Consider the following 12893-nt stretch of genomic DNA (forward strand, 5'->3'; position numbering starts at 1 on the left):
TTCGCGACATCGGTGCCAGAATTACTCCGCTGCCGGGTGCACGATGCTCTTCGGCAACGGTGGAGCCTCCGCAGGCGCAGCCCCGGCGGGCGCAGCGCCGTGATGGTCGGCGGTCTCGGCATCCTCGCTGTGCACGATCAGCCGCTTGCCGAAGCGCCAGATCAGGGCGCCGAGGTCGTCCATCACCATGAACATCGCGGGCACGAACACCAGCGATAGGATAGTCGAGAAGATCAGGCCGCCGATCACTGCGAGCGCCATCGGCGAGCGGAACTCGCCGCCGGCGCCGACGGCGAGCGCGCTCGGCATCATGCCGGCGGCCATCGCGATCGTGGTCATCACGATCGGACGGGCGCGCTTCATGCCGGCGTCGATCATCGCCTCGTTGCGCGGCTTGCCGTCGCGGATCGCCTCGATCGCGAATTCCACCAGCATGATCGCGTTCTTGGTGACGATGCCCATCAGCATCAGGATGCCGATCCACACCGGCGTGGTGAGCTGCTTGCCGGTAACAAGAAGGGCCGCGATCGCGCCGCCGATCGAGAGCGGCAGCGAGAACAGGATGGTGATCGGCTGGAGGAAGGTACCGAACAGCAGCACCAGCACCGCATAGACCATCATCAGGCCGGCCGTGATCGCGGTGGCAAAACCGTCGGACAGTTCGTTGAGGCTTTCGGCGTCGCCGGACGGGGAGACCTTCACGCCCTTCGGCAGGCTCTTCATGACGGGAAGATCGTAGATCTTCTTGGTGGCATCGCCGAGCGCCGCGGCCCCGACGAGGTCGGCCGCGACGGTTGCCTGCCGCTCCCGGTCGTAGCGGTTGATGCTGGTCGGACCCTGGTCGAGCTTGACGTCGGCGATGACCGAGAGCGGCACGCCGCCTTTCTCGCCGTGCTCGCCGAGCGGCACCCTCAACTGCTCGAGCGTCTTCAGATTGCCGCGCGCGGCGTCCTCGAGCTGCACGCGGATCGGCACCAGGCGATCGCCGACGTCGAACTTGGCGAGCGCAGGGCCGACGTCGCCGATCGTTGCGACGCGGATGGTCTGTGACAGGCTTTCGGTCGAGACGCCCAAACGCGCGGCAAGATCGGCGCGTGGCTCGATGCGCAGTTCCGGCCGCTCCAGCGAGGTCTCCGAGATCACGTCGGAGATGGTCGGAATCCGCTTCATCTGCGTCGCGAGTTCGCTGGCGACGTTGTTGACGATGTTGGCGTCGACACCCGTCACGACCAGCGAGATCGCGCGCAGGCCGTTCTCGTCGAGGAACCAGAACCGGATGTCGGGGATGTTCTCCAGCTCCTGACTGATCGAGAACTCCAGCTCGCGCTGAGTGATGTCGCGGTCGTTCTTGGGCGTGTAGTTGATGATCAGGGCGGCGCGGCGGACTTCCTGGGTCCCCGGCGGAACGCGCCCGCCGTCGACGAAGATACTCTTGACCTCGGGCCGTTTGCGCAGCCGTGCGACGATGTCCTCGGTGACCTTCTCGGTGTAGGAGAGCTGGGTGCCCGGCGGCAATTCGAGGGCCAGCAGCGACCGCGCGCTGTCCTGCGCGGGCAGGAAGCCTTGCGGCAGCAGCGTGATGCTCCAGATCGAGGCGGCGAAGATTCCAAAACCGATCAGGACGGTGATGAAATAATGCTTCACCGACCACGTGACGAGCTTGTGATAGCCGCGCAGCACCCGGCCCGGCGGCGGCTCCTCATGATTACTGTGTTTGAGAAAGTAGGCCGCCAGCATCGGCGTCACGAAGCGCGCGGCGAGCAGCGAGAAAAACACCTGCACCGACACGGTGATACCGAACTGCTTGAAGAATTGTCCGGCAATGCCTGACATGAAGCTCGCGGGCGCAAAGATTGCGATGATCGTCAGCGAGATCGCGATCACGGCGAGGCCGATCTCGTCGGCGGCTTCGAGTGCCGCGCGGTAGGGCGATTTGCCCATGTTCATGTGCCGTACGATGTTCTCGATCTCGACGATGGCATCGTCGACCAGAATACCTGTCGACAGCGTGATGGCGAGGAAGCTGACGAGGTTGAGCGAGAAGCCGAGGATGTCCATCGCCCAGAACGCCGGGAAGATCGACAGCGGCAGCGAGACTGCGGCGATGACGGTGGCGCGCAGGTCGCGCAGGAACAAGAGCACGATCACGACGGCGAGGATGGCGCCTTCGAACAGGGTCGAGATCGCCGCTTCGTAATTGCCACTGGTGTATTCGACTGATGTGTCGATCAGCTTGAGGTCGACGTCGGGATAGGCGGCCTTGAGCGCGTCGATGCGCTTCTGCACGGCTTCGGCGACCTTCACGTCGCTGGCGCCCTTGGAGCGCTTGATGCCGAGCGCGACTACCGGCTCGCCGTTGAAGCGGGCGAAGGTGCGGCGGTCGGCGATGGTGTCGGTGACGGTGCCGAGATCGTCGAGCCGGACCTCGCCGCCGCCGAACAGCGGGACCATGGTGCCGGCGAGGTCGCTCAGCGTCTTGGCGCCGGCCAGTGTCCGGATCGCCTGGTCGTTCTTGCCGATCTCGGCGCGGCCGCCGGCGACGTCGACATTGGTCCCGCGCAGGCTCTGGCTGACATTGACGGCGGTCAGCCCCATCGCCTGCAGCCGGTCGGGATCGAGTGAGACCAGGATCTCGCGCTCGACACCGCCGATGCGCTCGACCTGGGCGACGCCGCGCACGCCTTGCAATGCGCGCTTGACCACATCGTCGACGAAATAGGACAGCTGCTCCGGCGTCTTGCCGGGCGAGATCGCGGCATAGGTGACGATCGGCAGGCCGATGACGTCGACGCGCTGGATCAGCGGTTCGGTGACGTTCTGCGGCAGGTTCGAGCGCACGCGCGTCACCGCGTCCTTGACGTCGTTGAGCGCGCGGTCGGTGTTGGTCTCCAGCGCGAACTGGATGGTGGTAACCGACAGGCCGTCGGTGATCGACGAGGTGATGTGCCGCACGCCTTCGACGCCAGAGACCGCGTCTTCAACCGTCTTGGTGACCTGGGATTCGAGCTCCGCCGGCGCGGCGCCGAACTGCGAGACAGCGACCGAGATCACGGGAATGTCGGCCGAAGGCAGCCGCGTTATCGCGAGCTTGGAGAAGGAGGTCCAGCCGAGGATCAAGAGGATGATCGAAAAGACCACCGACGGCAGCGGATTGCGAATCGACCATGCCGAGATATTGAGAGCCATCAGCGTACCCGCGTGCGATCGAGTTCATCGGCGAACATGGTCTTGATCTGGTCGCCGTCATGCAGCGAAGAGCCGGCGTCGGCGACGACGATCTCGCCGACGTCGAGCCCTTCCAGGATTTCGGTCTGACTGTCGGACGTCAGCCCGACCCGCACCTTGCGCGTCTCGATCGTGTTGTTCTTGACGACCTGCACGGTGAGATGGTCGATCGCGGTCTTGGGAACCGCAACGCCGCAGCTTCGCTTGGCGTCAATGGAGGCGCGGGCGAACGTCCCGATCTTCAGCGATGGATTGTTGGTGACGCTGATGCGGACACGGCCGAGCTGCGTAGTGCGGTCGATCTCGGGCGCAACCAGCCGGACCCGGCCGATCAAATCGGCGGCGTCATCCCGGCTGATCCGCACCGTCGCGCCGGGGCTGAGCTTGGGCATATGCACGGCCGGAACCTGAGCGTCGAGCTCGATCTCGCCGCTGACAGCAATGCGGAACATCGGGCCGGCCTGCGGCGAGGCCGGCGCGCCGACGATGGTGCGAACTTCGGTGACGAGGCCCGGCGCAGGCGCCTTCAGCGAGATCGGACCCTGCGGCCCGGGTCTCTGCGGCTGGCCCGGCATCTGCGGCGGCGCCGTCAGGCGCGCCAGTTCCTGGTTGTCGGTGACCACAGCGCCTTCGGTGACGAAGACGTCTGTGACCTTCGATCCTTCCTGGTCGGCGACGACGACGGCCTCGCGCCGCGGCACGAAGAAGCCGGTCACCCGCACCAGGTCGGAAAAGCAGGCATTGGTCGACTTGGTCACGATGACTTGCGCCTCGCCTGGCGTTTCCTTCGCTTCCGGGCGGTGCCGATGCTCGAACCAATAATAGCCGACGCCGAGCGCGAGGATGAACACCACGGTTCCGGCAGGCTTGAGATATTCGGTGACGTTCATCGCCGGATCATCCTGGCCTGGCTCGCGGTTGTTGGAAGAGTTTCCCTGAAACGAAACGGCGTCCCGCAAGGCTGCGGGACGCGCTTTGGGAGCAAGACTTTACACCACATCACGACTTGTCACTTCAACGGATTACGTCGTGGTCACTTCGATGCGGTGGTCTTGTTTTCCATATTGACGACCTGCACGCGACGGTTCACCTCCGCCATCGGCTGGCTCGGGTCCTTCAGCTTGCTCTTGCCATAGCCGACGGTGACGAGGTCGGTCGCGGCGATGCTGTATTTGTCCACGAGGTAGCGCTTGATCGAATCCGCGCGACGCTCCGACAGTTCCTGATTGTAGCCTTCGCCGCCCGCGGCGTCGGTGTGGCCGGCGACGACGAAGGTCGAGCCCTTCAGGTCGGGGCTGGTCAACGCGCGGCCGAGCGCCTGCACGGAAGGCAGCGACTTGGCGCTGACATCGGCCGAATTGTAGTCGAAGGTGATTTCGAGATCGATATTCGGCTTGTCCTTGGCGGCGGACGCGATCTCCTCGCGCTCGGTCGACGACAGCGAGCGCGTGGCGCGGCCGCGGACGGTCTGGAGCAGCTTGGTCTCCGCCGGGCTCGGCGCGGGATCGGTCTGCGGGCCGATCGAGAGGCCGCGGGTCAGGGGCTTCTTCGGCGGCGGTGCCAGCGCCCGGACGATCTCGTCCTCGGTGACATTCTTGCTGTTGCCGTCGTCGCCGGCGAAGGCGGGCGAGACCGGCAGCGAAAGCGCGGCGCCGATGGTGATCATGGACAGGATCGCGGTCAGTCCTTTTGCAGCCAATCTCATAGCCAGTCCCTCCTGCGCAGCCCGCGCGGTTCCAAAATTCCTGCAATAAGTCCCACGGCAAGGCCGCTTTCGGCATCCGTTCGATTAGTCTTGGCCGGACCACCAGGGGTTCGAGGCGGCCCGCGCCTCAAATCAAAAAAATATCAACGCACTCCGTAACTTGCGAATTCCTGAACGATGTTCGGGTCCATCGCCTTGGCGTTGGCGATGTCGACCGCGCCTTCCTGGGCGGAGCCGTTGCGCTGCTTGGCGATCCCCCGCCCGTAGAGTGAGGAGGTCAGGCGCGGGTTGATCTTCAGCGCCGCGTCGAAATCGGCGATGGCGTTCTTGGGCGCCCCGGATTTCAGGTTGACCAGCCCCCGGCTGTCCAGCGCATCGACGAAATTCGGCCGCAGCCGCAGCGCCTCGTTGCAATCCTTCAGCGCGCCCTGGAGGTCACCGACCACTGTGCGGGTCCAGCAGCGGTTGTTGAGCGCCTCGACGTCCTTCGCGTTGATCCGCAGCGTGTCGTCAAAATCCTTGATGGCGAGGCCAAAGGCCCCCTTGCTGGCATAGACCTGGCCGCGCCGGTACAGCGCATTCACGTCGTCCGGATTGGCGGCGATCTTGGCCGTGAGGCTCTTGATCGTGGGGTCGTCGGCCAGCATGGCCTGGCTCGGGCCAGAATCCGTGGTCGGCGCGGTGACGGTATCAGCCGGTTTGACCGGCGGTGGCGGGGGAGGCAGAGCCGCCTCGACCTGCGGCTTCGGCGACGGGGGCGGTGCGGGAGGCGCCGGCGGATTGTTCGCAGCCACGGGAGCAGGTGCGGCGGGAGGAGCGGGTGGCGGGTTGTTCGCGACGGCGGGCGCTGGCGGCGCAGGAGGGGGCGGTGGTGACATCGTCGCCGTCGGACGCGAGCCGCTGGCACCCGGAATGAACGAGAAATCCTCGGCCAGCGAGGAAGATATCCACGGCACCTGTTCGCCGCGCGAGGCGCGGGTGACGCCCATCTTGGTGCGGTTCAGCGTTTCCTCCGCCATCAGGTCGGGGACGCGGATCTCCTTGAGCAGTTCCTGGACGAACAGGCTGTGATCGCCGCCGGCATCCGACACCACCGAGGCCAGCGCGGCCGAATACATCACCAGCGTGCCGTTCGGCGCGATGACCGGCGTTAGTCCCGCCGAGAAGCTGCGGAACCGGCGCTCGAACGGGTTGCGCCTGGAGGCGTCGACCAGCGCGATCTTGACGCCGGCGCCGCGGGTGTTGAGCTCGCCGAGGATGGTTTCGATGCTGAAGCCGTCACGGCGGACGTCGGATTCGGTCCAGATCTGGGCATCGACCGGGATCATGAAGCTCTGGCGCGCCGACTGGATGCCGAAACCGCTGTAGAACACCAGCCCCACCGATCCCGGCTTGATCTTGCCGTAGAGCTTGTCGAAGGCGCGGCGCATGCCGTCGCCGGTCAGATTCTCGCCGATCTCCACGGAAAAGCCGTCGCGCTTGAGCTCGTCGGCGACGTCGCGCGCGTCGTTGATCGGCTCCTTCAGCGGGGCGTCCGCGTCCGGATATTTGGCATTGCCGATGACCAGCGCATAGCGGTCACCGGCCGCAAGCGACGGAGCTGTCGGCACGAGCGAGACAAGGAAGGGCAGAAGAAAGAGGAAGCGAATTTTCATAATGAGCGCGGTCCAGCCAAAAAGGCGCCGTTTCCAGCTTGCGCCGCGGCGACCTTAACTTACGCAATGTGCATTATCAAACCGGGGAGAGGAGGCGTCAACCGCTTGGAGATTCGGCACTATCGCGACAATTGACCGCGAGGCATGGGCGCGTTGCGAGGGGAATAAATCGGCTGTCACGGTTCTCCTCGACGCAGTCTGGTTTGGGGTTCCGGCGTCTATCTTAGGCCGGCACTGGCGACCAAAATGTGATTGGTCTCACATTGCGGACCGGCGTCCGGGGCAACCTGCGGTGTTTGACCTTTGCAGCCGACGATGGCTTGGTGCGCGGGATCGTTCCTCAAGATCCACCCAGAAGAAAAAGCAAAACCATGGGAAACGCTTACGAAATCTACGCGCTGCGCTATGCGACGATGTCGCCGCGCACCCCCAGCATGAACTTCCTGGCGCCCGATCCACATGACAGCGCGGCGCAGGATCTCGACTATTTCGTCTGGCTGATCCGCGGCGGCGGCCGCGAGATCCTGGTCGATACCGGCTTCAATGCCGAGGAGGCGGGCTTGCGGGCGCGCAAGCTGACGCTCAATCCGGTCGATGCGCTGGAGCGCTTTGGCGTTTCGGCGTCAAGCATTCGCGACATCATCGTGACGCATCTGCATTACGACCACGCCGGCAATCTCGATCGCTTCCCGAATGCGCGCTTCCATCTCCAGGACCGCGAGATGGCTTACGCGACCGGGCGCTGCATGTGCAACGGACTGCTGCGACATCCATTCTCGGTCGAGCACGTCACGCAGATGGTGCGCCATGTCTATGGCGAGCGCGTCACGTTCTATTCAGGCGGCGGCGAGGTCGCGCCCGGCGTCACCGTGCATCGCGTCGGTGGTCACTCCGACGGCTTGCAGGTCGTCAGGGTCGAGACCGCGCGCGGGCCTGTGGTGCTCGCCTCCGACGCCGCGCATTACTATGCCAACCTCCAGCGCAGGAGCCCGTTTCCAATTGTCTACAATGTCGGTGATATGGCGGTGGGCTGGGAGACGATCGAGCGCCTCGCCGGTCATCCCGATAGGTTCATTCCCGGTCATGATCCGATCGTGACCGAGATCTATCCGCGCGCCAGCGACAAGGTCGATGCCTGGGCGTTGCATCTGCCGCCGTCGAGATCGTTCGCGAAGTGACGGCATCCAGGGCGTGTACTTGTAAGCCCTAAGCGCGGCTCAGATCAGGTGGTCCTGATGTCCGCTGCGCTCCTGAAAGCAGCGCGCAAACAAGCATCGCCGGAGGTCCGAGTCGGGCCATGAACTGACATGGGCTTATTCTCAGAAAGTCCCAATTTAATGGCCGGTAAACACCGAGCAACCAAACAATCGAAGTCGGCAGGAATTCAACAATCAATACCCGCTAAGGTTGACGCGCGTTCGAAGGCAGATGGGGGCCATCAAGATGGAAGCGTCGGTGTTTTCATTTTTTGTAAAGATGCTTCTTACGAGCCCCGTCACCTACGTGGGTTTCATCGTGGCTATCGTGGTTCCGTTGGTGTTTAATTGGAAGCCCAACGCGTTCCTCTGGCTGCTTGCACTGCTTCTGAACCTCCCTTCACTCCAAGTTCTCTATTTAGCAATCTCTCATTATGGAAGCTGGGTGGACGGAAACCTCGATCACCCAGTGGATGCGCCGCCTATGGCGATCATGGATACGCTTATCATCTTTTTTTTGGGCACAGGCGGGGCCGGCATAGGATTGCTGCTTTGGCTGATCGTACCGAAACCAGTTTTTAGATCTGCTATCCAAGGCGCAAGCGCCGTTTTCTCACGCAGCTTTTGGAAGGCGAGGCAACCGGATTGATTGTCCGCTTGGGGTCAAAAGCGCCGGTTTGAGCCTCAGCCGGCAACTTCCGGTCTGACCTCGTCTTCGGACATGTCCGGCCTCTGGGCGGCGGGCGCGGTGTCAGCGAGTGCCGGCAGGATCCCCACAAGCAAGGATATCGCGGGGAGATTTTCGAGCTGCTACCTTCGGCGGAGAGAATACCGCCAAATATCCTCCGTCCCCTGCGAGCTGATATGTGGCGACCTCGCGATAGCCGACGGCGGTCAACTCGCAGCGCAAGAGCTCAATTGGCGTGCCATGCTTCGACGTCGGAAGCTCAAGATCGACAATTCCGACCCGCGCACCCTGCTTCAACGCGGGCGCGAGATTGTAGAGGAAGGCATAGGGTTGGGCTATCTCGTGATACATGTGCACGAGGATTGCGGCATCCAGCGACGAAGCGGGCAGACGCGGGTCGTGTGGTTCGCCGAGCGCGAATTGCACGTTCGTCAACTTCAGAAGTTCTGTTCGTCTGGCGAGTTCGATGAGGTAATCCCGCGTGACGTCCTGGGCAACGACAGAGCCGGCGGGCCCGACGAGCTGCGAGAGCCTGACCGTGTGGTAGCCACTGCCTGCTCCAATGTCGCCGACTGTCATACCTGGTTTCAGTTCAAGAGCACGTGCGATTTGACCGGCCTCATTGAGGGCGTCGCGGCGCTCTTCGGCGGCGCGGCGCGGGCTGACGATCCGTGCAACAGGACGCTGCGGTGAGGGAAACTCGTTTGCAGCGACTCCGGGGGGAGCCAGATAACCTATGTCAGCGGCGTATGCGCGAGTTGCGGCAAACGCCACAAGTAGCGTCGCTATATGCGCCAGTGCCGTCACGGGCCTGCCAAGCTTTCTCAACCGGTTGAGGCGCAGCCGTCCAGGCTTTGTGAGCTCCAAATATGGGCCCACCATCGTGTCAACGAGGTTCAATGTAGCAGGCAACTCCATCCGTGCGCCTCGCGCTCACGCACTAATACGCCTGCTTTGCGTCCGCTTCTTCGCTGGTTTGAAGCAGATCGAGGCTCGCTTCGATCTTGCCGAGCAGAGCCGAGAGCTGCTTGCGCTCCTGCGCCGAAAGGCAAGCGAGGATCTCGTCTTCCCGCCGCAGCAATTGCGGGAACAGCTCCTCGTAAAGCGCGCGGCCCTTCTTCGTCAGTTGCAGGCGGAATTCCCGACGGTCGGCTTCGTTCTCGACGCGCTCGATCAAGCCGCCTTGCAACAGCGTGGTCACCGCGCGGCTGATGGTGGATTTGTGGGTGCGGGTGCATTGGGAGATGTATTGCGCGCTACAGGCCTCGCTGCGGAAGCCGAGCGTGGCGATCACGCGCCAGGCCGGAATGTCGAGGCCGTGGCGCTCCTGATATTCGACCGCAAGCGCGGAACTGACTTCGGCAGCGAGCCGATTGAGGCGGAACGGCACGAACCGGAACAGGTCGAGCCGCGACTTTGCTTTTGGCAATGCCTGGTCCGCGTCGCGGGTCTTCAGCGCGATATCGCTGGATGTCCTCGCCAAGTCTGCGCTCCGAATTCCAGTTGACGGCCGGCCGGCGCCGGTCCAAAATAGTTGCACGTGAGACTATCTAGCAGATTAGTCCTCTCCTGACCAGAGCCGAGGCTATAGCATGGAGCAGGCCAAGACCCAGTTCGGCTACCGCCGGCATTCCGACCAGGATCGCCCAGGCCAGAATCCGGCCGAGCATCCAGTCGTGGTTGTCGGCGCGGGCCCGGTCGGCCTGTCGCTGGCGATCGATCTTGCCCAGCGCGGCCAGCGCGTCGTCCTTCTGGATGATGCCGACCGCATCGGCGAGGGCTCGCGCGCGATCTGCTTCTCAAAACGTTCGCTGGAATATTGGGACCGGCTCGGCGTCGGCGACCGCATGGTCGAGAAAGGCGTGGTGTGGAGCGTCGGGCGCATCTTTCACGGCGAGTCCCAACTCTACCAGTTCAACCTCCTGCCGGAGGACGGCCACAAGCGGCCGGCCTTCATCAATCTCCAGCAATATTACGCTGAAGCCTATCTGGTCGATCGCATCAGCGATCTGCCCGGGATCGACCTGCGCTGGCGCAACAAGGTGGCGGCGCTCGAACAACGCAACGATTCCGTGGCGCTGACGATCGAGACACCCGAAGGCGCGTATCGCCTGCACGCGCAATACGTGGTCGCCTGCGACGGCGCGCGATCATCGCTGCGGCAGATGGTTGGCGCTGATTTTGCCGGCCAGGTGTTCGAGGACCAGTTCCTGATCGCCGACGTCAAGATGACCGCGGAATTCCCGACCGAGCGCTGGTTCTGGTTCGACCCGCCGTTCCATGCCGGGCGCTCCGCGTTGCTGCACCGGCAGCCCGATGACGTCTGGCGCATCGACCTCCAGCTCAATCGCTACGCCGATCCCGTTGTCGAGAAGAAGCCGGAAAACGTGCGGCCGCGGATCGCGCGCATGCTCGGCCACGACAAGTTCGATTTCGAATGGATCTCGCTCTACAAATTCCAGTGCCGCCGGATGGATCGCTTCCTCCATGGCCGCGTGATTTTTGCGGGCGATTCCGCCCATCAGGTCTCGCCGTTTGGCGCGCGCGGCGCGAACTCGGGTCTGGAGGACGCGGAGAATCTGTCCTGGAAACTCGACCGCGTGCTGCGCGGCGCTTCGCAGGCGAGCCTGCTCGAGAGCTACCATGTCGAGCGCAGCGGGGCTGCCGACGAGAACATCCGCGAATCCACCCGTTCGACCGATTTCATGGCGCCAAACTCGCATCAGGAGGCGCGGCTGCGCAAGGCGGTGTTGTCGCTCGCGAAGGAAACCGAGTTCGGCAAGCGCATGGTCAATGGTGGCCGGCTTTCGGTGCCGTGCAGCTATGACACGCCGCTGTCATCGCCTGATGCGGATGCGTGGCGCGGTGGTCCGTCTCCCGGTTGCTCCATGCTGGATGCGCCCGTTGCAACGCGCGCGGGCGAGAGTGCCTATCTGACGGATGCGTTCCGCAAGGGTGGAACGGATTTTACATTGCTGTCGTTCAGCAATGGTGCGGCGATTAATGCGCCCGATGGCGTCAAGGATATCCGCATCGGCGGAGAAGGCGGCCTTGCCGATCCGGCGAGCTTTGCTGCGAACCGCTACGACGCCGAGCCGGGCTCAGCCTATCTGCTCAGGCCCGACGGATATATCGCGGCGCGCTTCCGTCATCCGACGCGCGCCAGCGTCGCGGCGGCGCTCTCGCGCGCTCAAGGCTTGAATTGAAGGTGATCCGCATGCCGCTTTCCACCAGTTCCAACTTCGCGCGGCCTGATGATGCCTTTCGCGCCGTCGTCGAAGCGCATCGCGGCCTCACCGACGAGCAGAGCGCGGATTTCGACGCAGCGTTGGTCCTGATCCTCGCCAACCATATCGGCGATATCGACGTGCTGCGCGAGGCGATTGGTCTCGCGAAGCGCCGCATGATCGACGGCCAGCAGCAACAACAGCAGCAACAATAACTCCGTTACCTAAGGAAGAACTGATGGCGAAGAACTTCGCATCCACCGGCGATCTCTCCGAGAAGAAGATCACCTTCTCCGAGATCGGCACCGATCTCTACGCCTTCACCGCCGAAGGCGATCCCAACACTGCGATCATCGTCGGCGACGACGGCTGCCTGGTGTTCGACGCGCAGTCGACGCCGGCGATGGCCAACAAGGTGATCGAGCGCGTGCGCACCGTCACCGATAAGCCGATCAAATATGTCGTGCTGTCGCATTATCACGCGGTGCGCGTGCTCGGTGCCTCCGCCTACAAGGCGCAAGGCATCGTGGCCTCGCAGGAGACGTATCGTCTCATCGAGGAGCGCGGCCAGCAGGATTGGGATTCGGAGTATGGCCGCTTCCCGCGCCTGTTCCAGGACGCGCAAAGCATCCCCGGCCTGACCTGGCCGACGCTGACCTTCGAAGGCGAGATGTCGATCTATCTCGGGAAGCGCGAGGTGCGTTTGATGCAGCTCGGCGCCGGTCACACCTCCGGCGACATTGTCGCCTGGGTGCCGGACGCGGAGGTCATGTTCTCCGGCGATCTCATCGAATATCACTCGGCCTGCTATTGCGGCGATGCTCACTTGCGCGAATGGCCGCTGACGCTGAACGAGATCCGCAACTTCAATCCCAAGGCGATCGCGCCGGGCCGCGGCGACGCGCTGAAGGGGACCGCCACGGTGCGCGAAGCCATCGCGATGACGCGCGACTTTGTCACATCGCTCTATGGCGCCGCCGAAGTTTCGGTCGCCAAAGGACGCACGCTGAAGGAATCGATGGCGGCGACGCGCGAAGTGATGGACCCGAAATTCCACAGCTTCGCCATCTACGAGCACTGCCTGCCGTTCAACGTGTCGCGCGCTTATGACGAAGCGTCGGGGATCGACGATCCCGTGATCTGGACCGACAAGCGCGACCAGGAGATGTGGGCCGCTTTGCAAGGAGGAGGATAGTC

Annotated in this window: 11 protein-coding genes; 5 read left to right on the forward strand and 6 right to left on the reverse strand. The window is 63.6% G+C overall.

Features of this window, described 5'->3' with window-relative positions:
- Nucleotides 1-21: 21 nt before the first annotated feature.
- The 4 genes from ACPPVR_RS02785 to ACPPVR_RS02800 form a co-directional block, all read right to left on the reverse strand.
- Nucleotides 22-3186, reverse strand: coding sequence for an efflux RND transporter permease subunit (locus tag ACPPVR_RS02785; RefSeq protein ID WP_426612767.1), 3165 nt, complete (start codon nucleotides 3184-3186; stop codon nucleotides 22-24).
- Nucleotides 3186-4115, reverse strand: a complete 930-nt coding sequence (locus ACPPVR_RS02790; RefSeq protein ID WP_426612768.1) for an efflux RND transporter periplasmic adaptor subunit — start codon at nucleotides 4113-4115, stop codon at nucleotides 3186-3188. Before ACPPVR_RS02790 ends, ACPPVR_RS02785 begins: the two co-directional genes overlap by 1 nt.
- A gap of 143 nt (nucleotides 4116-4258) precedes the next feature.
- On the reverse strand, nucleotides 4259-4930 hold the full coding sequence (locus ACPPVR_RS02795) for an OmpA family protein (RefSeq protein ID WP_426612769.1): 672 nt from the start codon (nucleotides 4928-4930) through the stop codon (nucleotides 4259-4261).
- Nucleotides 4931-5073: 143 nt separating this feature from the next.
- Nucleotides 5074-6585 (reverse strand): caspase family protein, encoded by a 1512-nt coding sequence (locus tag ACPPVR_RS02800; RefSeq protein WP_426612770.1) that lies wholly within the window; start codon nucleotides 6583-6585, stop codon nucleotides 5074-5076.
- A gap of 371 nt (nucleotides 6586-6956) precedes the next feature.
- Here ACPPVR_RS02800 and ACPPVR_RS02805 point away from each other — a divergent pair, with 371 nt between their 5' ends.
- Entirely contained in the window at nucleotides 6957-7763 is an 807-nt protein-coding gene (locus ACPPVR_RS02805; protein WP_426612771.1) for an N-acyl homoserine lactonase family protein, read from the forward strand.
- Between the two features lie 250 nt (nucleotides 7764-8013).
- Nucleotides 8014-8430: a hypothetical protein gene (locus tag ACPPVR_RS02810; protein WP_426612772.1), complete on the forward strand. Its 417-nt coding sequence runs from the start codon at nucleotides 8014-8016 to the stop codon at nucleotides 8428-8430.
- A gap of 102 nt (nucleotides 8431-8532) precedes the next feature.
- On the opposite strand, the gene ACPPVR_RS02815 is transcribed toward ACPPVR_RS02810, so the two are convergent.
- Together ACPPVR_RS02815 and ACPPVR_RS02820 are read right to left on the reverse strand one after the other, a co-directional pair.
- Nucleotides 8533-9276, reverse strand: a complete 744-nt coding sequence (locus ACPPVR_RS02815; RefSeq protein WP_426616313.1) for a class I SAM-dependent methyltransferase — start codon at nucleotides 9274-9276, stop codon at nucleotides 8533-8535.
- A 133-nt stretch (nucleotides 9277-9409) separates the two neighbouring features.
- Nucleotides 9410-9952: a MarR family winged helix-turn-helix transcriptional regulator gene (locus ACPPVR_RS02820; protein ID WP_426612773.1), complete on the reverse strand. Its 543-nt coding sequence runs from the start codon at nucleotides 9950-9952 to the stop codon at nucleotides 9410-9412.
- 109 nt (nucleotides 9953-10061) lie between these two features.
- Here ACPPVR_RS02820 and ACPPVR_RS02825 point away from each other — a divergent pair, with 109 nt between their 5' ends.
- The 3 genes from ACPPVR_RS02825 to ACPPVR_RS02835 are packed head-to-tail and all read left to right on the forward strand — an operon-like array spanning nucleotide 10062 to nucleotide 12891.
- Nucleotides 10062-11675, forward strand: a complete 1614-nt coding sequence (locus ACPPVR_RS02825) for an FAD-dependent oxidoreductase (protein ID WP_426612774.1) — start codon at nucleotides 10062-10064, stop codon at nucleotides 11673-11675.
- Between the two features lie 11 nt (nucleotides 11676-11686).
- Nucleotides 11687-11911 (forward strand): DUF2783 domain-containing protein, encoded by a 225-nt coding sequence (locus ACPPVR_RS02830; protein WP_254147103.1) that lies wholly within the window; start codon nucleotides 11687-11689, stop codon nucleotides 11909-11911.
- Between the two features lie 23 nt (nucleotides 11912-11934).
- Nucleotides 11935-12891, forward strand: coding sequence for an MBL fold metallo-hydrolase (locus ACPPVR_RS02835; RefSeq protein WP_426612775.1), 957 nt, complete (start codon nucleotides 11935-11937; stop codon nucleotides 12889-12891).
- The last annotated feature ends 2 nt before the right edge of the window (nucleotides 12892-12893 follow it).

Origin of the sequence: Bradyrhizobium sp. McL0616 (genome assembly GCF_049993385.1) — a bacterium.
Taxonomy (GTDB): domain Bacteria; phylum Pseudomonadota; class Alphaproteobacteria; order Rhizobiales; family Xanthobacteraceae; genus Bradyrhizobium.

Coding starts and splice junctions, on each gene's coding strand:
- ACPPVR_RS02785 (WP_426612767.1), bottom strand. CDS start 3,186: ATGGCTCTCAATATCTCGGCATGGTCGATTCGCAATCCGCTGCCGTCG.
- ACPPVR_RS02790 (WP_426612768.1), bottom strand. CDS start 4,115: ATGAACGTCACCGAATATCTCAAGCCTGCCGGAACCGTGGTGTTCATC.
- ACPPVR_RS02795 (WP_426612769.1), bottom strand. CDS start 4,930: ATGAGATTGGCTGCAAAAGGACTGACCGCGATCCTGTCCATGATCACC.
- ACPPVR_RS02800 (WP_426612770.1), bottom strand. CDS start 6,585: ATGAAAATTCGCTTCCTCTTTCTTCTGCCCTTCCTTGTCTCGCTCGTG.
- ACPPVR_RS02805 (WP_426612771.1), top strand. CDS start 6,957: ATGGGAAACGCTTACGAAATCTACGCGCTGCGCTATGCGACGATGTCG.
- ACPPVR_RS02810 (WP_426612772.1), top strand. CDS start 8,014: ATGGGGGCCATCAAGATGGAAGCGTCGGTGTTTTCATTTTTTGTAAAG.
- ACPPVR_RS02825 (WP_426612774.1), top strand. CDS start 10,062: ATGGAGCAGGCCAAGACCCAGTTCGGCTACCGCCGGCATTCCGACCAG.
- ACPPVR_RS02830 (WP_254147103.1), top strand. CDS start 11,687: ATGCCGCTTTCCACCAGTTCCAACTTCGCGCGGCCTGATGATGCCTTT.
- ACPPVR_RS02835 (WP_426612775.1), top strand. CDS start 11,935: ATGGCGAAGAACTTCGCATCCACCGGCGATCTCTCCGAGAAGAAGATC.